The sequence below is a fragment of the Streptomyces antibioticus genome (genome assembly GCF_002019855.1).
GTDB classification, from domain to species: domain Bacteria; phylum Actinomycetota; class Actinomycetes; order Streptomycetales; family Streptomycetaceae; genus Streptomyces; species Streptomyces antibioticus_B.
Window position 1 is genome coordinate 5,159,163 of sequence record NZ_CM007717.1, and the last position, 17,114, is coordinate 5,176,276.

At 69.0% G+C, this 17,114-nt stretch carries 20 protein-coding genes; 18 read left to right on the forward strand and 2 right to left on the reverse strand.

Going from position 1 to position 17,114, the window contains the following annotated elements:
- The first annotated feature begins 7 nt into the window (after positions 1-7).
- From rpsE to truA, 13 genes are all read left to right on the forward strand, one after another.
- On the forward strand, positions 8-613 hold the full coding sequence (rpsE, locus tag AFM16_RS23535; RefSeq protein ID WP_030788249.1) for a 30S ribosomal protein S5: 606 nt from the start codon (positions 8-10) through the stop codon (positions 611-613).
- Positions 613-795 carry a 50S ribosomal protein L30 gene (rpmD, locus tag AFM16_RS23540; RefSeq protein ID WP_030788246.1) on the forward strand — a complete coding sequence of 61 codons (183 nt, stop codon included), beginning with the start codon at positions 613-615 and terminating at the stop codon, positions 793-795. The genes rpsE and rpmD overlap by 1 nt, the downstream gene beginning before the upstream one ends.
- Positions 796-797: 2 nt before the next feature.
- Positions 798-1,253 carry a 50S ribosomal protein L15 gene (gene rplO, locus AFM16_RS23545; RefSeq protein ID WP_003974249.1) on the forward strand — a complete coding sequence of 152 codons (456 nt, stop codon included), beginning with the start codon at positions 798-800 and terminating at the stop codon, positions 1,251-1,253.
- Positions 1,254-1,498: 245 nt separating this feature from the next.
- Positions 1,499-2,812 (forward strand): preprotein translocase subunit SecY, encoded by a 1,314-nt coding sequence (secY, locus tag AFM16_RS23550; protein ID WP_030788243.1) that lies wholly within the window; start codon positions 1,499-1,501, stop codon positions 2,810-2,812.
- Entirely contained in the window at positions 2,812-3,474 is a 663-nt protein-coding gene (locus tag AFM16_RS23555) for an adenylate kinase (RefSeq protein ID WP_030788240.1), read from the forward strand. Before secY ends, AFM16_RS23555 begins: the two co-directional genes overlap by 1 nt.
- Positions 3,475-3,587: 113 nt before the next feature.
- The gene (map, locus tag AFM16_RS23560; RefSeq protein ID WP_078634526.1) at positions 3,588-4,424 is read left to right on the forward strand and encodes a type I methionyl aminopeptidase; all 837 of its coding nucleotides are present in this window, start codon (positions 3,588-3,590) and stop codon (positions 4,422-4,424) included.
- Between the two features lie 431 nt (positions 4,425-4,855).
- Complete coding sequence (infA, locus tag AFM16_RS23570; protein WP_003948620.1) at positions 4,856-5,077, forward strand: translation initiation factor IF-1; 222 nt, start codon at positions 4,856-4,858, stop codon at positions 5,075-5,077.
- A 43-nt stretch (positions 5,078-5,120) separates the two neighbouring features.
- On the forward strand, positions 5,121-5,234 hold the full coding sequence (gene rpmJ / locus AFM16_RS23575; RefSeq protein ID WP_003948619.1) for a 50S ribosomal protein L36: 114 nt from the start codon (positions 5,121-5,123) through the stop codon (positions 5,232-5,234).
- Positions 5,235-5,432: 198 nt separating this feature from the next.
- On the forward strand, positions 5,433-5,813 hold the full coding sequence (gene rpsM, locus AFM16_RS23580) for a 30S ribosomal protein S13 (RefSeq protein ID WP_030788235.1): 381 nt from the start codon (positions 5,433-5,435) through the stop codon (positions 5,811-5,813).
- A gap of 70 nt (positions 5,814-5,883) precedes the next feature.
- Positions 5,884-6,288, forward strand: coding sequence for a 30S ribosomal protein S11 (rpsK, locus tag AFM16_RS23585; protein WP_010354218.1), 405 nt, complete (start codon positions 5,884-5,886; stop codon positions 6,286-6,288).
- Between the two features lie 114 nt (positions 6,289-6,402).
- Positions 6,403-7,425 carry a DNA-directed RNA polymerase subunit alpha gene (locus AFM16_RS23590; protein WP_003966937.1) on the forward strand — a complete coding sequence of 341 codons (1,023 nt, stop codon included), beginning with the start codon at positions 6,403-6,405 and terminating at the stop codon, positions 7,423-7,425.
- 168 nt (positions 7,426-7,593) lie between these two features.
- The gene (gene rplQ / locus AFM16_RS23595; RefSeq protein WP_030788229.1) at positions 7,594-8,088 is read left to right on the forward strand and encodes a 50S ribosomal protein L17; all 495 of its coding nucleotides are present in this window, start codon (positions 7,594-7,596) and stop codon (positions 8,086-8,088) included.
- Positions 8,089-8,166: 78 nt separating this feature from the next.
- The gene (truA, locus tag AFM16_RS23600; RefSeq protein ID WP_030788226.1) at positions 8,167-9,024 is read left to right on the forward strand and encodes a tRNA pseudouridine(38-40) synthase TruA; all 858 of its coding nucleotides are present in this window, start codon (positions 8,167-8,169) and stop codon (positions 9,022-9,024) included.
- A gap of 22 nt (positions 9,025-9,046) precedes the next feature.
- On the opposite strand, the gene AFM16_RS23605 is transcribed toward truA, so the two are convergent.
- The gene (locus tag AFM16_RS23605) at positions 9,047-9,922 is read right to left on the reverse strand and encodes an alpha/beta hydrolase (protein ID WP_030788223.1); all 876 of its coding nucleotides are present in this window, start codon (positions 9,920-9,922) and stop codon (positions 9,047-9,049) included.
- 73 nt (positions 9,923-9,995) lie between these two features.
- Here AFM16_RS23605 and AFM16_RS23610 point away from each other — a divergent pair, with 73 nt between their 5' ends.
- From AFM16_RS23610 to glmM, 4 genes are all read left to right on the forward strand, one after another.
- A complete protein-coding gene (locus AFM16_RS23610; RefSeq protein WP_078634528.1) occupies positions 9,996-11,231 on the forward strand; it encodes a glycosyltransferase 87 family protein in 1,236 nt (411 codons plus the stop codon).
- Between the two features lie 204 nt (positions 11,232-11,435).
- Positions 11,436-11,879, forward strand: a complete 444-nt coding sequence (gene rplM, locus AFM16_RS23615; RefSeq protein WP_030788216.1) for a 50S ribosomal protein L13 — start codon at positions 11,436-11,438, stop codon at positions 11,877-11,879.
- 45 nt (positions 11,880-11,924) lie between these two features.
- The gene (gene rpsI, locus AFM16_RS23620; protein ID WP_030788215.1) at positions 11,925-12,446 is read left to right on the forward strand and encodes a 30S ribosomal protein S9; all 522 of its coding nucleotides are present in this window, start codon (positions 11,925-11,927) and stop codon (positions 12,444-12,446) included.
- 256 nt (positions 12,447-12,702) lie between these two features.
- Positions 12,703-14,061, forward strand: a complete 1,359-nt coding sequence (glmM, locus tag AFM16_RS23625) for a phosphoglucosamine mutase (protein ID WP_078634529.1) — start codon at positions 12,703-12,705, stop codon at positions 14,059-14,061.
- Between the two features lie 62 nt (positions 14,062-14,123).
- Here glmM and coaA read toward each other — a convergent pair whose 3' ends face one another.
- A complete protein-coding gene (gene coaA / locus AFM16_RS23630; protein WP_030788213.1) occupies positions 14,124-15,113 on the reverse strand; it encodes a type I pantothenate kinase in 990 nt (329 codons plus the stop codon).
- Between the two features lie 141 nt (positions 15,114-15,254).
- Here coaA and glmS point away from each other — a divergent pair, with 141 nt between their 5' ends.
- Positions 15,255-17,102, forward strand: a complete 1,848-nt coding sequence (glmS, locus tag AFM16_RS23635) for a glutamine--fructose-6-phosphate transaminase (isomerizing) (protein ID WP_030788212.1) — start codon at positions 15,255-15,257, stop codon at positions 17,100-17,102.
- Positions 17,103-17,114: the final 12 nt, after the last annotated feature.

Here is a 17,114-nt window from a genome sequence, read left to right on the forward strand (position 1 = left end):
AATTCCAATGGCTGGACCCCAGCGCCGCGGTGGCGGTGCCGGTGGCGGCGAGCGGCGGGACCGGAAGGGCCGTGACGGCGGCGCTGCTGCCGCCGAGAAGACCGCGTACGTTGAGCGCGTCGTCGCGATCAACCGTGTCGCCAAGGTTGTGAAGGGTGGTCGTCGCTTCAGCTTCACCGCGCTGGTCGTGGTGGGCGACGGTGACGGCACCGTGGGTGTCGGTTACGGCAAGGCCAAGGAGGTGCCGGCCGCGATCGCCAAGGGTGTTGAAGAGGCCAAGAAGCACTTCTTCAAGGTCCCGCGTATCCAGGGCACCATCCCGCACCCGATCCAGGGTGAGAAGGCTGCCGGCGTCGTGCTGCTCAAGCCCGCGTCCCCGGGTACCGGCGTCATCGCCGGTGGTCCGGTGCGCGCCGTGCTCGAGTGCGCCGGCGTGCACGACATCCTGTCGAAGTCCCTGGGCTCCGACAACGCGATCAACATCGTGCACGCGACCGTGGAGGCCCTGAAGGGCCTGCAGCGTCCCGAGGAGATCGCGGCCCGCCGCGGTCTGCCCCTCGAGGACGTCGCTCCCGCGGCCCTGCTTCGTGCGCGTGCCGGGGCTGGTGCGTAATGGCTCAGCTCAAGATCACGCAGACGAAGTCGTACATCGGCAGCAAGCAGAACCACCGTGACACCCTGCGTTCGCTCGGGCTCAAGCGCCTGAACGACGTGGTCGTCAAGGAGGACCGCCCCGAGTTCCGCGGCATGGTGCACACCGTCCGCCACCTCGTGACGGTCGAGGAGGTCGACTGATCATGGCGGAGAACAACCCGCTCAAGATCCACAACCTCCGTCCCGCCCCGGGCGCCAAGACCGCCAAGACCCGTGTGGGTCGTGGTGAGGCGTCGAAGGGTAAGACGGCCGGTCGTGGTACCAAGGGCACGAAGGCCCGCTACCAGGTTCCGGAGCGCTTCGAGGGCGGGCAGATGCCCCTCCACATGCGTCTTCCGAAGCTGAAGGGCTTCAAGAACCCGTTCAAGACCGAGTTCCAGGTCGTGAACCTCGACAAGCTGGCCGCGCTGTACCCGGAGGGTGGCGAGGTCACCGTCGAGGGTCTCGTCGCCAAGGGTGCCGTTCGCAAGAACAGCCTCGTCAAGGTCCTCGGCCAGGGCGAGATCTCCGTGGCGCTCCAGGTGACGGTCGACGCCGTCTCCGGCTCCGCCAAGGAGAAGATCACCGCCGCCGGCGGTACCGTCACCGAGCTCGTCTGAACACCACAGGCGTCTCGATGACTTGAGCGATCCCGACCGGGGATACCCCACAAATGGGGTATCCCCGGTTGGTCGTTCCTAGGGCAGGTGTGTCGCGGGTAAGGTGACCTGCACTGCCCACTTTCACAAGGTTCCCTCAAGGGGGCACCTTGAGCGGCAGTCGACCGTTAGCTAAGTCGTTCCTATTAGTCGAACCTCAAGACCGTCACCCTTGACGCAGACGCGCGGGGGTCGCAGGAGGCACCGTGCTCACCGCGTTCGCCCGGGCGTTCAAGACGCCCGACCTGCGCAAGAAGCTGCTCTTCACGCTTGCCATCATCGTGCTGTACCGGATCGGCACCCACATCCCGATCCCCGGCGTCGACTACACGGCCGTCCAGGCCTGCGTCGACCAGGCGAGCGGCAACCAGGGCATTTTCGGCCTGGTCAACATGTTCAGTGGCGGCGCACTGCTCCAGATCACGATCTTCGCGCTCGGCATCATGCCGTACATCACGGCGAGCATCATCCTGCAACTGCTGACCGTGGTGATCCCGCGCCTGGAAGCCCTGAAGAAGGAGGGGCAGTCCGGCACGGCGAAGATCACGCAGTACACGCGTTATCTGACGGTGGCGCTGGCCATCCTCCAGGGCACCGGCCTGGTGGCCACCGCGCGCAGCGGCGCCCTGTTCTCCGGCTGCACGGTCGCGAGCCAGATCGTCCCGGACCGCGCGATCTTCACCACGATCGTCATGGTCGTCACCATGACCGCGGGTACGGCGATGGTCATGTGGCTCGGTGAGCTGATCACCGACCGCGGCATCGGCAACGGCATGTCGATCCTGATGTTCATCTCGATCGCCGCGACCTTCCCGGCCGCGCTGTGGGCCATCAAGAAGCAGGGCACCCTGGCGGGCGGCTGGATCGAGTTCGGCACGGTCATCCTGGTCGGCCTGGTGATGGTCGGACTCGTGGTCTTCGTCGAGCAGGCCCAGCGCCGCATCCCCGTGCAGTACGCGAAGCGGATGATCGGCCGCCGGGCCTACGGCGGTACGTCGACCTACATTCCGCTCAAGGTCAACCAGGCCGGTGTGATTCCGGTCATCTTCGCGTCGTCGCTGCTCTACATTCCCGCGCTGATCGTCCAGTTCACCGGATCCAAGGCCGGATGGTCGACGTGGATCCAGCAGAACCTGGCCAGCCCTTCGGCGCCGGTGCACATCACTTTCTACTTCTTCCTGATCGTGTTCTTCGCGTTCTTCTACGTGGCCATCTCGTTCAACCCCGAGGAAGTCGCGGACAACATGAAGAAGTATGGTGGCTTCATCCCGGGCATCCGGGCTGGCCGACCGACCGCTGAGTACCTGAGCTACGTACTCAACCGGATCACCTGGCCGGGTTCGCTGTACTTGGGCCTGATCGCTCTCGTGCCGACGATGGCGTTGGCTGGTTTCGGGGCAGACCAGAACTTCCCGTTCGGCGGTACCAGCATCCTGATCATCGTGGGTGTCGGTCTCGAGACGGTGAAGCAGATCGAGAGCCAGCTCCAGCAGCGCAATTACGAAGGGTTCCTCCGCTGATGAGAATCGTCCTCGTCGGGCCGCCTGGTGCCGGAAAGGGCACACAGGCGACTCGCCTCGCCGAGACGCTGCGTGTTCCTCACATCTCCACGGGCGACCTGTTCCGCGCCAACATCAGCCAGCAGACGGAGCTCGGCAAGCTCGCGAAGTCCTACATGGACAAGGGCGAACTGGTGCCGGACGAGGTCACCATCGCCATGGCCAAGGACCGCATGGAGCAGCCGGACGCCGAGCGCGGTTTTCTGCTCGACGGCTTCCCGCGCAATGTGTCGCAGGCGGAGGCGCTGGACGAGCTGCTCACCACCGAGGCCATCAAGCTGGACGCGGTGCTCGACCTGGAGGCCCCCGAGGAGGAGGTCGTCAAGCGGATCGCCGGCCGGCGCATCTGCCGCAACGACTCCTCCCATGTCTTCCACGTGTCGTACAAGAAGCCGGCGCAGGAAGGCGTCTGTGACGTCTGCGGCGGCGAGCTGTACCAGCGGGACGACGACTCCGAGGAGACCGTGCGCACCCGGCTGGAGGTCTACCACACGCAGACCGAGCCGATCATCGACTACTACAAGGCCCAGGGCCTGGTCGTGACGATCGATTCCATGGGTCCCGTGGAAGAGGTCACCGGCCGTGCGCTGGCCGCGTTGAAGCGCGAGGGCGACGACCGCTAGCCGTCGTCCCTGTACGGCCGTGGAGTCCCCCGGGACCCCACGGCCGTACTGTTGTGTAGTACATGCCCCACCGAGTCCCCATCGACCTGAGTGACGGAGAGCGCAGGCCCCCCATGGTGCAGATCAAGAGCCCCGAGCAGATCGCCAAGATGCGTGCGGCGGGGCTGGTCGTCGCAGCCATCCACGCGGCCACGCGTGAGGCGGCGGTGCCGGGGGCGAGCACGAAGGATCTCGACGAGGTCGCGCGCAAGGTGCTCGCGGAGCACGGCGCGAAGTCGAACTTCCTCGGGTACGGCGGCTTCCCGGCGACCATCTGCACCTCGGTCAACGACGTGGTGGTGCACGGCATCCCCTCCGACGACGTGGTCCTCAAGGACGGCGACCTCATCTCCATCGACTGCGGCGCGATCGTGGACGGCTGGCACGGCGACGCGGCGTTCACCGCGTTCGTGGGTTCCGGTCACGCCCCGGAGCTGGTCGAGCTGTCGCGGGTGACCGAGGAGTCGATGTGGGCCGGCATCGCGGCCATGAAGGCCGGCAGCCGGCTCGTCGACGTCTCGCGGGCCATCGAGACGTACATCCGTCGGCAGCCGAAGCCGGGCGGCGGCCGCTACGGCATCATCGAGGACTACGGCGGCCACGGCATCGGCACCGAGATGCACATGGACCCGCACCTGCTGAACTACGTCGACCGCCGCCGCGGCAAGGGCCCCAAGCTGGTCCCGGGCTTCTGCCTGGCCATCGAGCCGATGGTCTCGCTGGGCACCCCGCGCACGGAGGTCCTCCAGGACGACTGGACGGTCATCACGACGGACGGCACGTGGTCCTCCCACTGGGAACACTCCGTCGCGCTGACGGAGGAGGGCCCGCTGGTGTTGACGGCCCCGGACGGTGGCAAGGCGAAGCTCGCCGAGCATGGTGTGACCGCGGCCCCGGACCCGCTGGCCTGAGTGACGGGCCTGTCCTCGGCCGCCGGTCGGAGGCCGGCGCAGCCGCTCGACGCTTGTGAGGCGCCCTCGGCGCCGAGCCCGCGAGAGGGGCGTCCAAGAATGGGTCGACTGGACCGTCATCACGACGGACGGCACGTGGTCCTCCCACTGGGAACACTCCGTCGCGCTGACGGAAGAGGGCCCGCTGGTGTTGACGGCGCCTGATGGCGGCAAGGCGAAGCTCGCCGAGCACGGTGTGACCGCGGCACCGGATCCGCTGGCCTGAGGTCGGTCGCGTAATGATCTCGTTCCTGGGGCAGACTTCTCGATTCGTGTTTCCGAGAGGGCTGACGTAGACTGACTCGTCGGCTCTCGTGCACCCGCATGTCCGCATGCGCCCGTTAGGGAAAAGCTCGGGAGTCGATCAAGGTAGTCGATTCGAAGGGCGAAGCGTGGCCAAGAAGCAAGGTGCCATCGAGATCGAGGGCACTGTCGTCGAGTCTCTGCCGAACGCCATGTTCAAGGTCGAGCTCCAGAACGGCCACCAGGTCCTGGCACACATCAGCGGCAAGATGCGTATGCACTACATCCGCATCCTCCCTGACGACCGGGTCGTGGTGGAGCTGTCTCCGTACGACCTGACGCGTGGCCGGATCGTCTACCGGTACAAGTAGATCTTGCCGGTTGCCGGCAACTGACCCGGAGAACCTCACTTTCATGAAGGTCAAGCCGAGCGTCAAGAAGATCTGCGACAAGTGCAGGGTGATCCGCCGTCACGGTCGGGTCATGATCATTTGCGACAACCCGCGCCACAAGCAGCGCCAGGGCTGACCGCACTCTGATCACCCTCTGCATCGACATCGCAGGGACTTCGCGCGACGCGCTCAACATGTTCATAGGCAGGGCCCAGTCGATGCACGACATCGTCTGACACCCCCGGTTCGGAGGCCGGGGACCCAGTTCGTACCTGGTACGGCGGCTGGGATCTGGTCCTGCGGAAGACCTCCGAAGATCACCAGGAGCCATTGAATGGCACGCGTTTCCGGTGTTGACATCCCGCGCGACAAGCGCGTGGAGGTCGCCCTCACCTACGTGTTCGGCATCGGCCGGACCCTTTCCCAGGAGACGCTGGCTGCGACCGGCGTCGACCCCAACACCCGCGTCCGCGACCTCTCCGAGGAGCAGCTCGTCGCGATCCGCGAGTACGTGGACAACAACATCAAGACCGAGGGTGACCTCCGTCGCGAGATCCAGGCCGACATCCGCCGCAAGGTCGAGATCGGCTGCTACCAGGGTCTGCGTCACCGCCGTGGCCTGCCCGTCCGCGGTCAGCGCACCAGCACCAACGCCCGCACCCGCAAGGGCCCGCGTCGCGCCATCGCCGGCAAGAAGAAGCCGGGCAAGAAGTAGTCCTCAGCGGACAACGCTTCATCAGCGGTCTTCGCTGTAGGACCGACCACCTCCCCGTAGGAGTTTGTAGATGCCCCCCAAGGGTCGTCAGGGCGCTGCCAAGAAGGTGCGCCGCAAGGAAAAGAAGAACGTCGCGCACGGCCAGGCGCACATCAAGAGCACGTTCAACAACACGATCGTGTCCATCACGGACCCGGCCGGCAACGTGATCTCGTGGGCCTCCGCGGGCCACGTCGGCTTCAAGGGCTCCCGCAAGTCCACGCCGTTCGCCGCGCAGATGGCCGCCGAGTCGGCCGCCCGTCGCGCGCAGGAGCACGGCATGCGCAAGGTCGACGTGTTCGTCAAGGGCCCGGGCGCCGGTCGTGAGACCGCCATCCGTTCGCTCCAGGCGACGGGTCTCGAGGTCGGCTCCATCCAGGACGTCACCCCGACCCCGCACAACGGCTGCCGTCCGCCGAAGCGTCGCCGCGTCTGACGCACGCTTGACTGAGGTTCGGGCGGTACGGCTCCTTCGAGGCGTGCCGCCCGTACCCTTGCAGTACCAGTAGGACGTCAAATAGCGGGCGTCCCTGACTGAAGGAAACGAAACATGCTGATCGCTCAGCGTCCCTCGTTGACCGAAGAGGTCGTCGACGAGTTCCGCTCCCGGTTCGTGATCGAGCCGCTGGAGCCGGGCTTCGGCTACACCCTCGGCAACTCCCTCCGCCGGACCCTCCTCTCCTCGATCCCGGGTGCGGCGGTCACGTCCATCCGTATCGACGGCGTGCTGCACGAGTTCACCACCGTGCCGGGCGTCAAGGAGGACGTCACCGACCTGATCCTCAACATCAAGCAGCTCGTCGTCTCCTCGGAGCACGACGAGCCGGTCGTGATGTACCTGCGCAAGCAGGGCCCGGGTCTGGTCACCGCCGCCGACATCGCGCCCCCGGCCGGTGTCGAGGTGCACAACCCCGACCTCGTCCTCGCCACGCTCAACGGCAAGGGCAAGCTGGAGATGGAGCTGACGGTCGAGCGCGGCCGCGGTTACGTCTCCGCCGTGCAGAACAAGCAGGTCGGTCAGGAGATCGGGCGCATCCCGGTCGACTCGATCTACTCGCCGGTTCTCAAGGTCACGTACAAGGTCGAGGCCACGCGTGTCGAGCAGCGCACCGACTTCGACAAGCTGATCGTCGACGTCGAGACCAAGCAGGCGATGCGTCCCCGTGACGCCATGGCCTCCGCCGGTAAGACGCTGGTCGAGCTGTTCGGTCTCGCCCGCGAGCTGAACATCGACGCCGAGGGCATCGACATGGGTCCGTCCCCGACGGACGCGGCCCTGGCGGCCGACCTCGCGCTGCCGATCGAGGAGCTGGAGCTCACCGTTCGGTCGTACAACTGCCTCAAGCGTGAGGGCATCCACTCCGTGGGTGAGCTGGTCGCCCGTTCCGAGGCGGACCTGCTCGACATCCGCAACTTCGGTGCGAAGTCGATCGACGAGGTCAAGGCCAAGCTCGCGGGTATGGGGCTTGCGCTGAAGGACTCGCCGCCCGGATTCGACCCGACCGCTGCCGCGGACGCCTTTGGTGCGGACGACGACGCGGATGCGGGTTTCGTGGAGACCGAGCAGTACTGATCCGGCTGCGGACCGGCTGTGGCTGGTCGCGCAGTTCCCCGCGCCCCTTTGGGGCGCGGACCACTCCGGGCGTCCGAAAAGGCGCCCGGATCTCCGACAGGCGACCGCCTGCTCGGATACTGACTCCGGTACCTGATACGGCCGGGGCAGACACCTAGGAGAAACACCATGCCGAAGCCCACCAAGGGTGCCCGTCTGGGCGGCAGCGCCGCGCACGAGAAGCTGCTCCTCGCGAACCTCGCGAAGGCGCTCTTCGAGCACGGCCGCATCACCACCACCGAGGCGAAGGCCCGCCGCCTGCGCCCGTACGCCGAGCGTCTGGTCACCAAGGCGAAGAAGGGCGACCTTCACAACCGCCGTCAGGTGCTCCAGGTGATCACGGACAAGAGCATCGTGCACACGCTCTTCACCGAGATCGGCCCGCGCTACGAGAACCGCCCGGGTGGCTACACCCGTATCACCAAGATCGGTAACCGCCGTGGCGACAACGCGCCCATGGCCGTCATCGAGCTGGTCGAGGCGCTGACGGTGGCGCAGCAGGCGACCGGTGAGGCCGAGGCCGCGACGAAGCGCGCGGTCAAGGAGGCCGAGGAGGCCAAGGTCGAGGAGACCAAGGCCGACGACGCCGCCGAGGCTCCCGCCGAGGAGTCGAAGGACGCGTAAGCGCCCCTTCCTGGCGTAGAGCGGGCCCGTCCCTTCCAAGGGGCGGGCCCGCTTTCGTGGTGCTGAGAGGATCTCTGTGTGAGTGACGAAGTGGAGCCCGGGTTCGTCCGGGTGCGGCTGGACCTGTCCTACGACGGGACGGACTTCTCCGGGTGGGCCAAGCAGGCCGGGGGACGGCGGACCGTGCAGGGCGAGATCGAGGACGCGCTGCGGACCGTCACCCGGTCGCACGGGACGACGTACGAGCTGACCGTGGCCGGGCGGACGGACGCCGGGGTGCACGCGCGGGGGCAGGTCGCCCATGTCGATCTGCCGGAGCCGCTCTGGCGTGAGCATCACGAGAAGCTGCTGAAGCGGCTCGCGGGCCGGCTGCCCCGGGACGTGCGGGTGTGGGCCCTGCGGGAGGCGCCGAGCGGCTTCAACGCCCGCTTCTCGGCGATCTGGCGGCGCTACGCCTACCGTGTCACCGACAACCCGGGGGGTGTCGACCCGCTGCTGCGCAACCACGTCCTGTGGCACGACTGGCCGCTCGACGTGGACGCCATGAACGAGGCGGCCGCGCGGCTGCTCGGTGAGCACGACTTCGCCGCCTACTGCAAGAAGCGCGAGGGCGCGACGACCATCCGCACGCTCCAGGAGCTGAGCCTGGTCAAGGGCGACGACGGGATCATCACCGCGACCGTCCGGGCCGACGCCTTCTGCCACAACATGGTGCGCTCGCTGATCGGGGCGCTGCTGTTCGTGGGTGACGGCCACCGGGGCGCCGAGTGGCCGGGGAAGGTGCTGGCCGCGGGTGTGCGGGACTCGGCCGTCCATGTCGTACGGCCGCACGGGCTGACGCTGGAGGAGGTCGGCTACCCGGCCGACGAGCTGCTCGCCGCGCGCAGCAGGGAGGCGCGCAACAAGCGGACGCTGCCCGGGGCCGGCTGCTGCTGAGCCGGCCCCTCGGGCGGGCCGGTCAGCCGGCCGCCGCCGCGGCCGACGCCTGGGCCTCGCCGCGGCGGCGGATCTGCTGGAAGGCGGAGTCGGCGAGGTCGTCGCCCGCGGTGAAGACCGCGGTGTCCTTCGTGGTCACGTTCTTGCCGTCGGTGAAGCCCGTGATCGTGAAGTAGGCGTAGCGGCCGAAGGAGTTGGTCGTCGAGCGGCAGACCGGGCCGTTGCAGAAGGCCTTGATGCCGCTGCCGGTGAGGGCCTTGACGATGCTCTTGCTGTCGGACTGGCTCTTCACCTTCAGCGCCTGCGCCTCGGTGTCGAAGATCGCCACGCCGACCGTCACCGCGATGTCGCCCTTGGTGTAGGTGACCCGCAGCAGCCGGGTGCAGTCGTTGGCCGCGAGCACCTTGGGCAGGGAGCCCTGGACGCCGGTGTCGCACTTGGTGGAGTCGGCCGTCGGACCCTTCTTGTACACGTTGGAGCCCATGGTGAGCTGCGTGCCGGGGAAGAGGAGGTCCGCGCTGATGGGGGCCTTGTCCTTGGCCTTGCTGGAGACGAAGTCCTTCGGGTCCAGCGGCGGCGGGGCGCTGGTCGGCGCGAAGGACGGCGTGCCCGAGGCGCTCGGCAGGTCGGCGGTCGCGGGCAGCGAGGACGAGGGCCGGCCGGCCGTGTCGTCGCCGGCGGAGACGACGGCCATGGCGACGGCCGTGCCTATGCCGAGCGTGGCGAGCACGCCGCCGCCTATGAGGGCCACCCGGCGGCGTTTGCTGCGCTTCTCGGAGGCGTCGGCCAGCGCCGCCCAGTCCGGGGACAAACCGTCACTGTCGCCGGTCCACGGCTGCTGGGAGTTCGGTTTCCACGGATCCCACTGGGACTGAGGTCCCCCCTGCCCATAGCTCATGCGCGGCATCTTAGACGGGGCCGAGGTGTGCTGTTCCGCCTCGTCGGACCCCCGAGCCCCTAGCGTTCGGTGGATGAGCAAGGGCAAAGACGACATCTCCGGATGGTTGGTACGGCGTTCTCCGTGGCCGCTGTGGCTGGGGCTGGTGGCGGTGCTGGCCGCGACGGCGGGACATGTGGCGCGGGCCACCTCGGACGGCGGGATGGACAACGCGATCGTGGCGGGCGCCGCCCGGCTCTGGCTGGCCGGCGGCTCCCCGTACGACGACCCGCACTTCCTCTATCTGCCGAGCGCCGTTCTGGCGGCCGCCCCGCAGACCCTGCTCCCGCCGCTCGCGCTGCGGCTGCTCGTGCCGCTGGCGGTCACGGTCTGTCTGGCGGGCGGCTGGGCGTGCGCGCTGCGGCTGCACGGGGTGCCGCTGCGCAGCCGGTTCGCGGTACTGGGGCTCGCGGGGCTCGCGGCGGGCTTCGCGCCCTTCGGTCATCTGGTGCTGCTGGGGAACTGGACGGCGACGGCGGCGCTGGCCCTGCCGCTGGCGCTGCTGCTGATGAGCCGGGGCCGGTGGGTGGCGGCGGGGGCGGTGCTCGGCGCCGCGCTGGCGCTGAAGCCGCTGCTGGCCCCGCTGGCGCTGCTGTTCGTGTTCGCGCGCCGTTGGCGGGCGCTGGCCGTGCTGCTGGCGGTGCCGGCCGCGGCCTCGGGGCTCGGCGCGCTGCTGCTGCCCGACCCGGCCGGCTTCGTCACCCGGACGCTGCCGTTCCTGCTGAGCGGCCAGGACGCCTTCGTACGGCTCTACGAGGCGTCGCCCGGGGCCGTGCTGCCCCGGCTGGGAGTGCCGGTCCCGGTCGCCCAGGCGGTGGCCCTGCTGGCCTGCGTCGGCGGGCTGGGGTGCGCGTATCTGCGCTGGCGGCGGGCCGACCCCGGGCCGCTGCGGCTCGCCGAGACGGCGGCGGGGCTGATGCTGTCGGCGTTCCTGGTGTCCAGGCCGTCGTACGACCACTATCTGCTGGTCGTGGTGCCGGTGCTGCTCGCCGGGCTGCCGTGTCCCGGGTCGGTGGTGCGGCGGCCGTGGTTCTGGCTGGCGCTGGTGCCGCAGGTGCCGGGGGTGAGCTGGCCGTATCTGGAGCCGGTGCGGCGGCGGGCGTTCAAGGACGCCTTCACGCTGTGCGTGCTCGCGGCGGCGGTGGCCGCGCACGCGGTCGGCGGACGGGCGGCGGCGCGGCGCGCCGGGAGCGGTCCGGGGATCTTCGTGCGGCCCCGCGGGGAGCTGAGGCGTGATCTGCGGCGCAGCCGGGAGACGGCCCCGTTTTGACCCTTCCGGGTCACCCCGGTAGTCTGCTTGTTCGTTGTGTATTGGCTTGCTCATTCTCACGGGACGGGCCCTTACACCGGTCCACCGGGCCGATGACCAGCGACCAGCACGCGGTTTGCGTCACCGCAGTGCGGTCACGGCTGTCGTGATCGTCTTCGGTGAGCCTGTCAGGACCATTCACTGAAGAAGCGAAGGCTACGAACCGTGCGTACGTACAGCCCCAAGCCCGGCGATGTGACGCGCCAGTGGCACGTCATCGACGCTCAGGACATCGTCCTGGGCCGTCTCGCGAGCACTGCCGCCTCCCTCCTGCGCGGCAAGCACAAGCCGATCTACGCCCCCCACGTCGACACCGGTGACTTCGTCATCATCATCAACGCCGACAAGGTGCACCTGTCCGGCAACAAGCGGACCCAGAAGATGGCCTACCGCCACTCGGGCTACCCGGGCGGTCTGCGCTCGGTCCGCTACGACGAGCTCCTGGACAAGAACCCGGAGAAGGCCATCGAGAAGGCCGTCAAGGGCATGCTCCCCAAGAACACGCTGGGCCGTCAGATGCTCTCGAAGCTGAAGGTCTACAAGGGTGACCAGCACCCGCACGGCGCGCAGCAGCCGCAGCCGTTCGAGATCACCCAGGTCGCGCAGTAAGTCCGGCCACACCACCCCAAGCTGAAGAGAATCTGAGGTATCACCGTGGCTGAGACCACTGCCGAGCAGCCGCTCGAAGAGACCGAGCTCGTCGACATCGACAGCTACACCACCGAGTCCGAGGTGCCCGTCGAGGGCGAGTACACCTCCGAGTCGCTGGCCTCCCGCTTCGGCGACCCGCAGCCGGCCGCCGGCCTGGGCCGCCGCAAGAACGCCATCGCCCGCGTCCGGATCGTCCCGGGCACCGGCAAGTGGAAGATCAACGGCCGCACCCTCGAGGACTACTTCCCGAACAAGGTGCACCAGCAGGAAGTCAACGAGCCCTTCAAGGTGCTGGAGCTCGAAGGCCGTTACGACGTCATCGCCCGCATCGCGGGTGGCGGTGTCTCCGGTCAGGCCGGTGCGCTCCGTCTCGGTGTCGCCCGTGCGCTGAACGAGGCGGACGTCGACAACAACCGCGGCCCGCTGAAGAAGGCCGGCTTCCTCAAGCGCGACGACCGTGCGGTCGAGCGCAAGAAGGCCGGTCTCAAGAAGGCCCGCAAGGCTCCGCAGTACAGCAAGCGTTAAGCTTCGCTGCCTGCCCGTACGTATCAGGAGCGAGCCTCACCGGCTCGCTCCCGCGTACTCCGAACGCCCCGGCGGCACGCCATTGTGCCGTCGGGGCGTTCGTTTTCTCGCAGCCGTGGGCGTATAACGGCACAAGGTGCTCAAAGGCTTGTGTGATCGGATGTTGAAGGCATGAAATGCCTGAGATGCGGGAGCCGCTCCGACATCGCTCCGCGGCCGCCCAGCCTTTGAAACTGACGCTTCCTCAGGAGGACAAGTGGGACGACTCTTCGGCACGGACGGCGTGCGCGGTGTCGCCAACGCGGATCTGACGGCCGAGATGGCGCTCGGGCTGTCCGTCGCCGCGGCGCACGTGCTGGCCGAGGCGGGCACCTTCGAGGGCCACCGGCCGGTGGCCGTCGTGGGGCGGGACCCGCGCGCGTCCGGGGAGTTCCTGGAGGCCGCCGTGGTGGCCGGTCTGGCCAGCGCCGGTGTGGACGTGCTGACGGTCGGCGTGCTGCCGACGCCCGCGGTCGCCCATCTCACCGGTGTGCTCGGCGCCGACCTCGGCGTGATGCTCTCCGCGAGCCACAACGCCATGCCCGACAACGGCATCAAGTTCTTCGCCCGCGGCGGCCACAAGCTCGCCGACGAGCTGGAGGACCGCATCGAGTCCGTCTACGAGGAGCACCGGCGCGGTGAGCCCTGGGAGCGGCCGACCGGCTCCGGCGTCGGCCGGGTGCGCGCCTACGACGAGGGCTTCGACCGTTACGTCGCCCATCTGATCGCCGTCCTGCCGAACCGGCTCGACGGGCTGAAGATCGTCCTCGACGAGGCGCACGGCGCCGCGGCCCGGGTGTCCCCGGAGGCGTTCGCGCGGGCCGGGGCCCAGGTCGTCACGATCGGGGCCGAGCCGGACGGGCTCAACATCAACGACGGGTGCGGGTCGACGCACCTGGAGAAGCTGACGGCGGCCGTCGTCGAGCACGGCGCCGACCTCGGTATCGCGCACGACGGCGACGCCGACCGGTGCCTGGCCGTGGACCACCTCGGCGAGGAGATCGACGGCGACCAGATCCTCTCCGTCCTTGCCCTCGCCATGCGCGAGCGCGGCGTACTGCGCTCCGACACCGTCGTCGCGACCGTGATGTCCAACCTCGGCTTCAAGCTCGCCATGGAGCGCGAGGGCATCCAGCTCGTCCGGACCGCGGTCGGCGACCGGTACGTGCTGGAGGAGATGAAGGAGCACGGCTACGCGCTGGGCGGCGAGCAGTCCGGGCATGTGATCATCCTCGATCACGCGACCACCGGCGACGGCACCCTGACCGGGCTGCTGCTGGCGGCGCGGGTCGCCCAGACGAAGCGGCCCCTGCGGGAGCTGGCCGGGATCATGGAGCGGCTGCCCCAGGTCCTCGTCAACGTGCCGGACGTCGACCGGACCCGGGTCGGGGACTCGGCCGAGCTGGCCGACGCGGTCGCCGACGCCGAGCGCGAGCTGGGGGAGACCGGCCGGGTGCTGCTGCGCCCCTCCGGCACCGAGCCGCTGGTGCGGGTCATGGTCGAGGCGGCGGACATCGACCAGGCCCGCGCGGTCGCGGGCCGACTGGCCGACGTGGTGAAGTCCGCGCTGGGCTAGCAGCCTCGCTTGGAGACGATCGGCCCGGTCCCCGCGCACATCGCGCGGGGACCGGGCCGTTCTCACAGCTTGCGCAGGCTGAGGCGTTGGACCTTGTGGTCGGGGCCCTTGCGGACGACCAGGGTGGCGCGGCCGCGGGTGGGGGCGATGTTCTCCACCAGGTTGGGCTTGTTGATGGTGCGCCACATGGTGCGGGCGTAGTCGAGGGCCTCGTCCTCGGAGACCTGGGTGTACTTCGTGAAGTACGAGTTCGGGTCCTGGAAGGCGGTGTCGCGCAGCTTGCGGAACCGGTTGAGGTACCAGCGCTCGATGTCCTCGGTGCGGGCGTCGACGTACACGCTGAAGTCGAAGTAGTCGGCGAGGCCGACGCGGGTGCGGCCGTCGGTGCCCGGCAGGGCGGGCTGGAGGACGTTCAGGCCCTCCACGATCAGGATGTCCGGGCGGCGCACGGTGAGCTTCTCGCCGGGGACGATGTCGTAGATCAGGTGGGAGTAGACGGGCGCGGTGACCTCGTCCTTGCCGGCCTTGATGTCGGCGACGAACCGGGTCAGGGCGCGGCGGTCGTAGGACTCGGGGAAGCCCTTCCTCGACATCAGGCCGCGGTTCTCCAGCTCCCGGGTGGGCAGCAAGAAGCCGTCGGTGGTGACCAGCTCCACCCGGGGGTGCTCCGGCCAGCGGGAGAGCAGGGCCTGGAGGAGCCGGGCGACCGTGGACTTGCCGACCGCCACCGAACCGGCCACCCCGATGACGAACGGGGTCCCGGACTGGGAGCCCTGCTCGCCGAGGAAGGTGTTGAGCGCGCCGCGCAGCCCGTCCGTGGCACCGATGTACAGGTTGAGCAGGCGCGACAGCGGCAGATAGATGTCGCGCACCTCGTCGAGGTCGATGACGTCACCCAGGCCGCGCAGCCGCTCGACCTCCTCCGCGGTCAGCGGCAGCGGAGTCTTCTCGCGCAGCGCGCTCCACTCGGGGCGGGTGAGGTCGACGTAGGGAGTCGCCTCCGGCCTGTGCCGGTGGGCGCTCCGGGGTATCGAGGAGACCGGAGAGATCACAGTCCATTGTTAACGGAGTTTGAACACGATGGCGGGTGGGGTCCGTCACGTGCCCGGGGGCGTTCGTACCCCGGTGGGAATTTCCGGAATCGGGCACGCGGAGCCTCTTTCGGGGTGCCCGGCGGCCGTAGGCTGCCGCGCATGTGCGGAATCGTGGGATACGTGGGGTCTCAGTCGGCGCTCGAGGTCGTCATGGCCGGGCTGAAGCGGCTGGAGTACCGGGGGTACGACTCGGCGGGTGTCGCCGTGCCGGCGGACGGGGGGCTCGCCGCCGCCCGGAAGGCGGGCAAGCTCGTCAATCTGGAGAAGGAGCTGACGGAGCGGCCGCTGCCGACCGGCACGACCGGTATCGGTCACACCCGGTGGGCCACGCACGGCGGGCCGACGGACGCCAACGCGCATCCGCACCTCGACAACGCGGGCCGGGTCGCCGTCGTGCACAACGGCATCATCGAGAACTTCGCCGTGCTGCGGGCCGAGCTGGCCGAGCGGGGGCACGAGCTGCTCTCCGAGACCGACACCGAGGTGGTGGCCCATCTGCTCGCCGAGGAGTTCTCGGTGACGGCCGACCTCGCCGAGGCCATGCGGCTGGTGTGCCGGCGGCTCGAAGGGGCGTTCACGCTGGTCGCGGTGCACGCCGACGAGCCGGACGTGGTCGTGGGGGCGCGCCGCAACTCGCCGCTCGTGGTGGGTGTCGGTGAGGGGGAGGCGTTCCTCGCCTCGGACGTCGCCGCGTTCATCGCGCACACCCGGTCGGCGATCGAGCTGGGCCAGGACCAGGTGGTCGAGCTGCGGCGGGACGGGGTGACGGTCACCGGTTTCGACGGGCTTCCGGCGCAGACCCGCTCGTACCACGTCGACTGGGACGCCTCGGCCGCGGAGAAGGGCGGCCACGACTACTTCATGCTCAAGGAGATCGCCGAGCAGCCCAAGGCGGTCGCCGACACCCTCCTCGGGCGGATCGACGCCTCGGGTTCGCTGACGCTGGACGAGGTGCGGATCTCCGCCTCCGAGCTGCGGGAGGTCGACAAGGTCGTCATCGTCGCCTGCGGTACGGCCTTCCACGCGGGGCTCATCGCCAAGTACGCCATCGAGCACTGGACGCGCATCCCCTGCGAGGTGGAGCTGGCCAGCGAGTTCCGTTACCGGGACCCGATCCTGGACTCGCGGTCGCTGGTCATCGCGATCTCCCAGTCCGGCGAGACCATGGACACCCTGATGGCGCTGCGGCACGCCCGTGAGCAGGGCTCCAAGGTGCTCGCCATCTGCAACACCAACGGCTCGACGATCCCGCGGGAGTCGGACGCCGTGCTGTACACGCACGCCGGGCCCGAGGTGGCGGTCGCCTCCACCAAGGCGTTCCTGACCCAGCTCGTGGCCTGCTATCTGGTGGCCCTGTATCTGGGGCAGGTGCGGGGCACCAAGTGGGGGGACGAGATCACCGCCGTCATCCGGGACCTCGCCCGGATCTCCGGGTCGGTCGAGCAGGTGCTGGAGACCATGGAGCCGGTGCGGGAGCTGGCGCGGTCGCTCGCCGACAAGAAGACGGTGCTCTTCCTCGGCCGGCACGTGGGCTATCCGGTCGCCCTCGAGGGCGCGCTGAAGCTCAAGGAGCTGGCGTACATGCACGCGGAGGGCTTCGCGGCGGGGGAGCTGAAGCACGGGCCGATCGCGCTGGTCGAGGACGATCTGCCGGTCGTCGTGATCGTGCCGTCGCCGCGGGGCCGCTCGGTCCTGCACGACAAGATCGTCTCCAACATCCAGGAGATCCGGGCCCGGGGCGCCCGCACGATCGTGATCGCGGAGGAGGGGGACGAGGCGGTCGTGCCGTACGCCGACCATCTCGTCCGGGTGCCGGTCACGCCGACGCTGCTCCAGCCGCTGGTGGCGACGGTGCCGTTGCAGGTGTTCGCCTGCGAGCTGGCGACGGCCCGGGGCAACGAGGTGGACCAGCCGCGCAACCTGGCGAAGTCCGTGACCGTGGAGTGAACGGCCCGGCGC

Excerpts from the sequence above, each read along its gene's own strand:
- AFM16_RS23555 (WP_030788240.1), top strand. The coding sequence starts at position 2,812 with ATGAGAATCGTCCTCGTCGGGCCGCCTGGTGCCGGAAAGGGCACACAG.
- rpsM (WP_030788235.1), top strand. The coding sequence starts at position 5,433 with ATGGCACGCGTTTCCGGTGTTGACATCCCGCGCGACAAGCGCGTGGAG.
- AFM16_RS23610 (WP_078634528.1), top strand. The coding sequence starts at position 9,996 with ATGAGCAAGGGCAAAGACGACATCTCCGGATGGTTGGTACGGCGTTCT.
- map (WP_078634526.1), top strand. The coding sequence starts at position 3,588 with ATGGTGCAGATCAAGAGCCCCGAGCAGATCGCCAAGATGCGTGCGGCG.
- rplQ (WP_030788229.1), top strand. The coding sequence starts at position 7,594 with ATGCCGAAGCCCACCAAGGGTGCCCGTCTGGGCGGCAGCGCCGCGCAC.
- AFM16_RS23605 (WP_030788223.1), bottom strand. The coding sequence starts at position 9,922 with ATGAGCTATGGGCAGGGGGGACCTCAGTCCCAGTGGGATCCGTGGAAA.
- rpmD (WP_030788246.1), top strand. The coding sequence starts at position 613 with ATGGCTCAGCTCAAGATCACGCAGACGAAGTCGTACATCGGCAGCAAG.
- rpsK (WP_010354218.1), top strand. The coding sequence starts at position 5,884 with ATGCCCCCCAAGGGTCGTCAGGGCGCTGCCAAGAAGGTGCGCCGCAAG.
- rpmJ (WP_003948619.1), top strand. The coding sequence starts at position 5,121 with ATGAAGGTCAAGCCGAGCGTCAAGAAGATCTGCGACAAGTGCAGGGTG.
- glmS (WP_030788212.1), top strand. The coding sequence starts at position 15,255 with ATGTGCGGAATCGTGGGATACGTGGGGTCTCAGTCGGCGCTCGAGGTC.
- AFM16_RS23590 (WP_003966937.1), top strand. The coding sequence starts at position 6,403 with ATGCTGATCGCTCAGCGTCCCTCGTTGACCGAAGAGGTCGTCGACGAG.
- rplO (WP_003974249.1), top strand. The coding sequence starts at position 798 with ATGGCGGAGAACAACCCGCTCAAGATCCACAACCTCCGTCCCGCCCCG.
- rpsE (WP_030788249.1), top strand. The coding sequence starts at position 8 with ATGGCTGGACCCCAGCGCCGCGGTGGCGGTGCCGGTGGCGGCGAGCGG.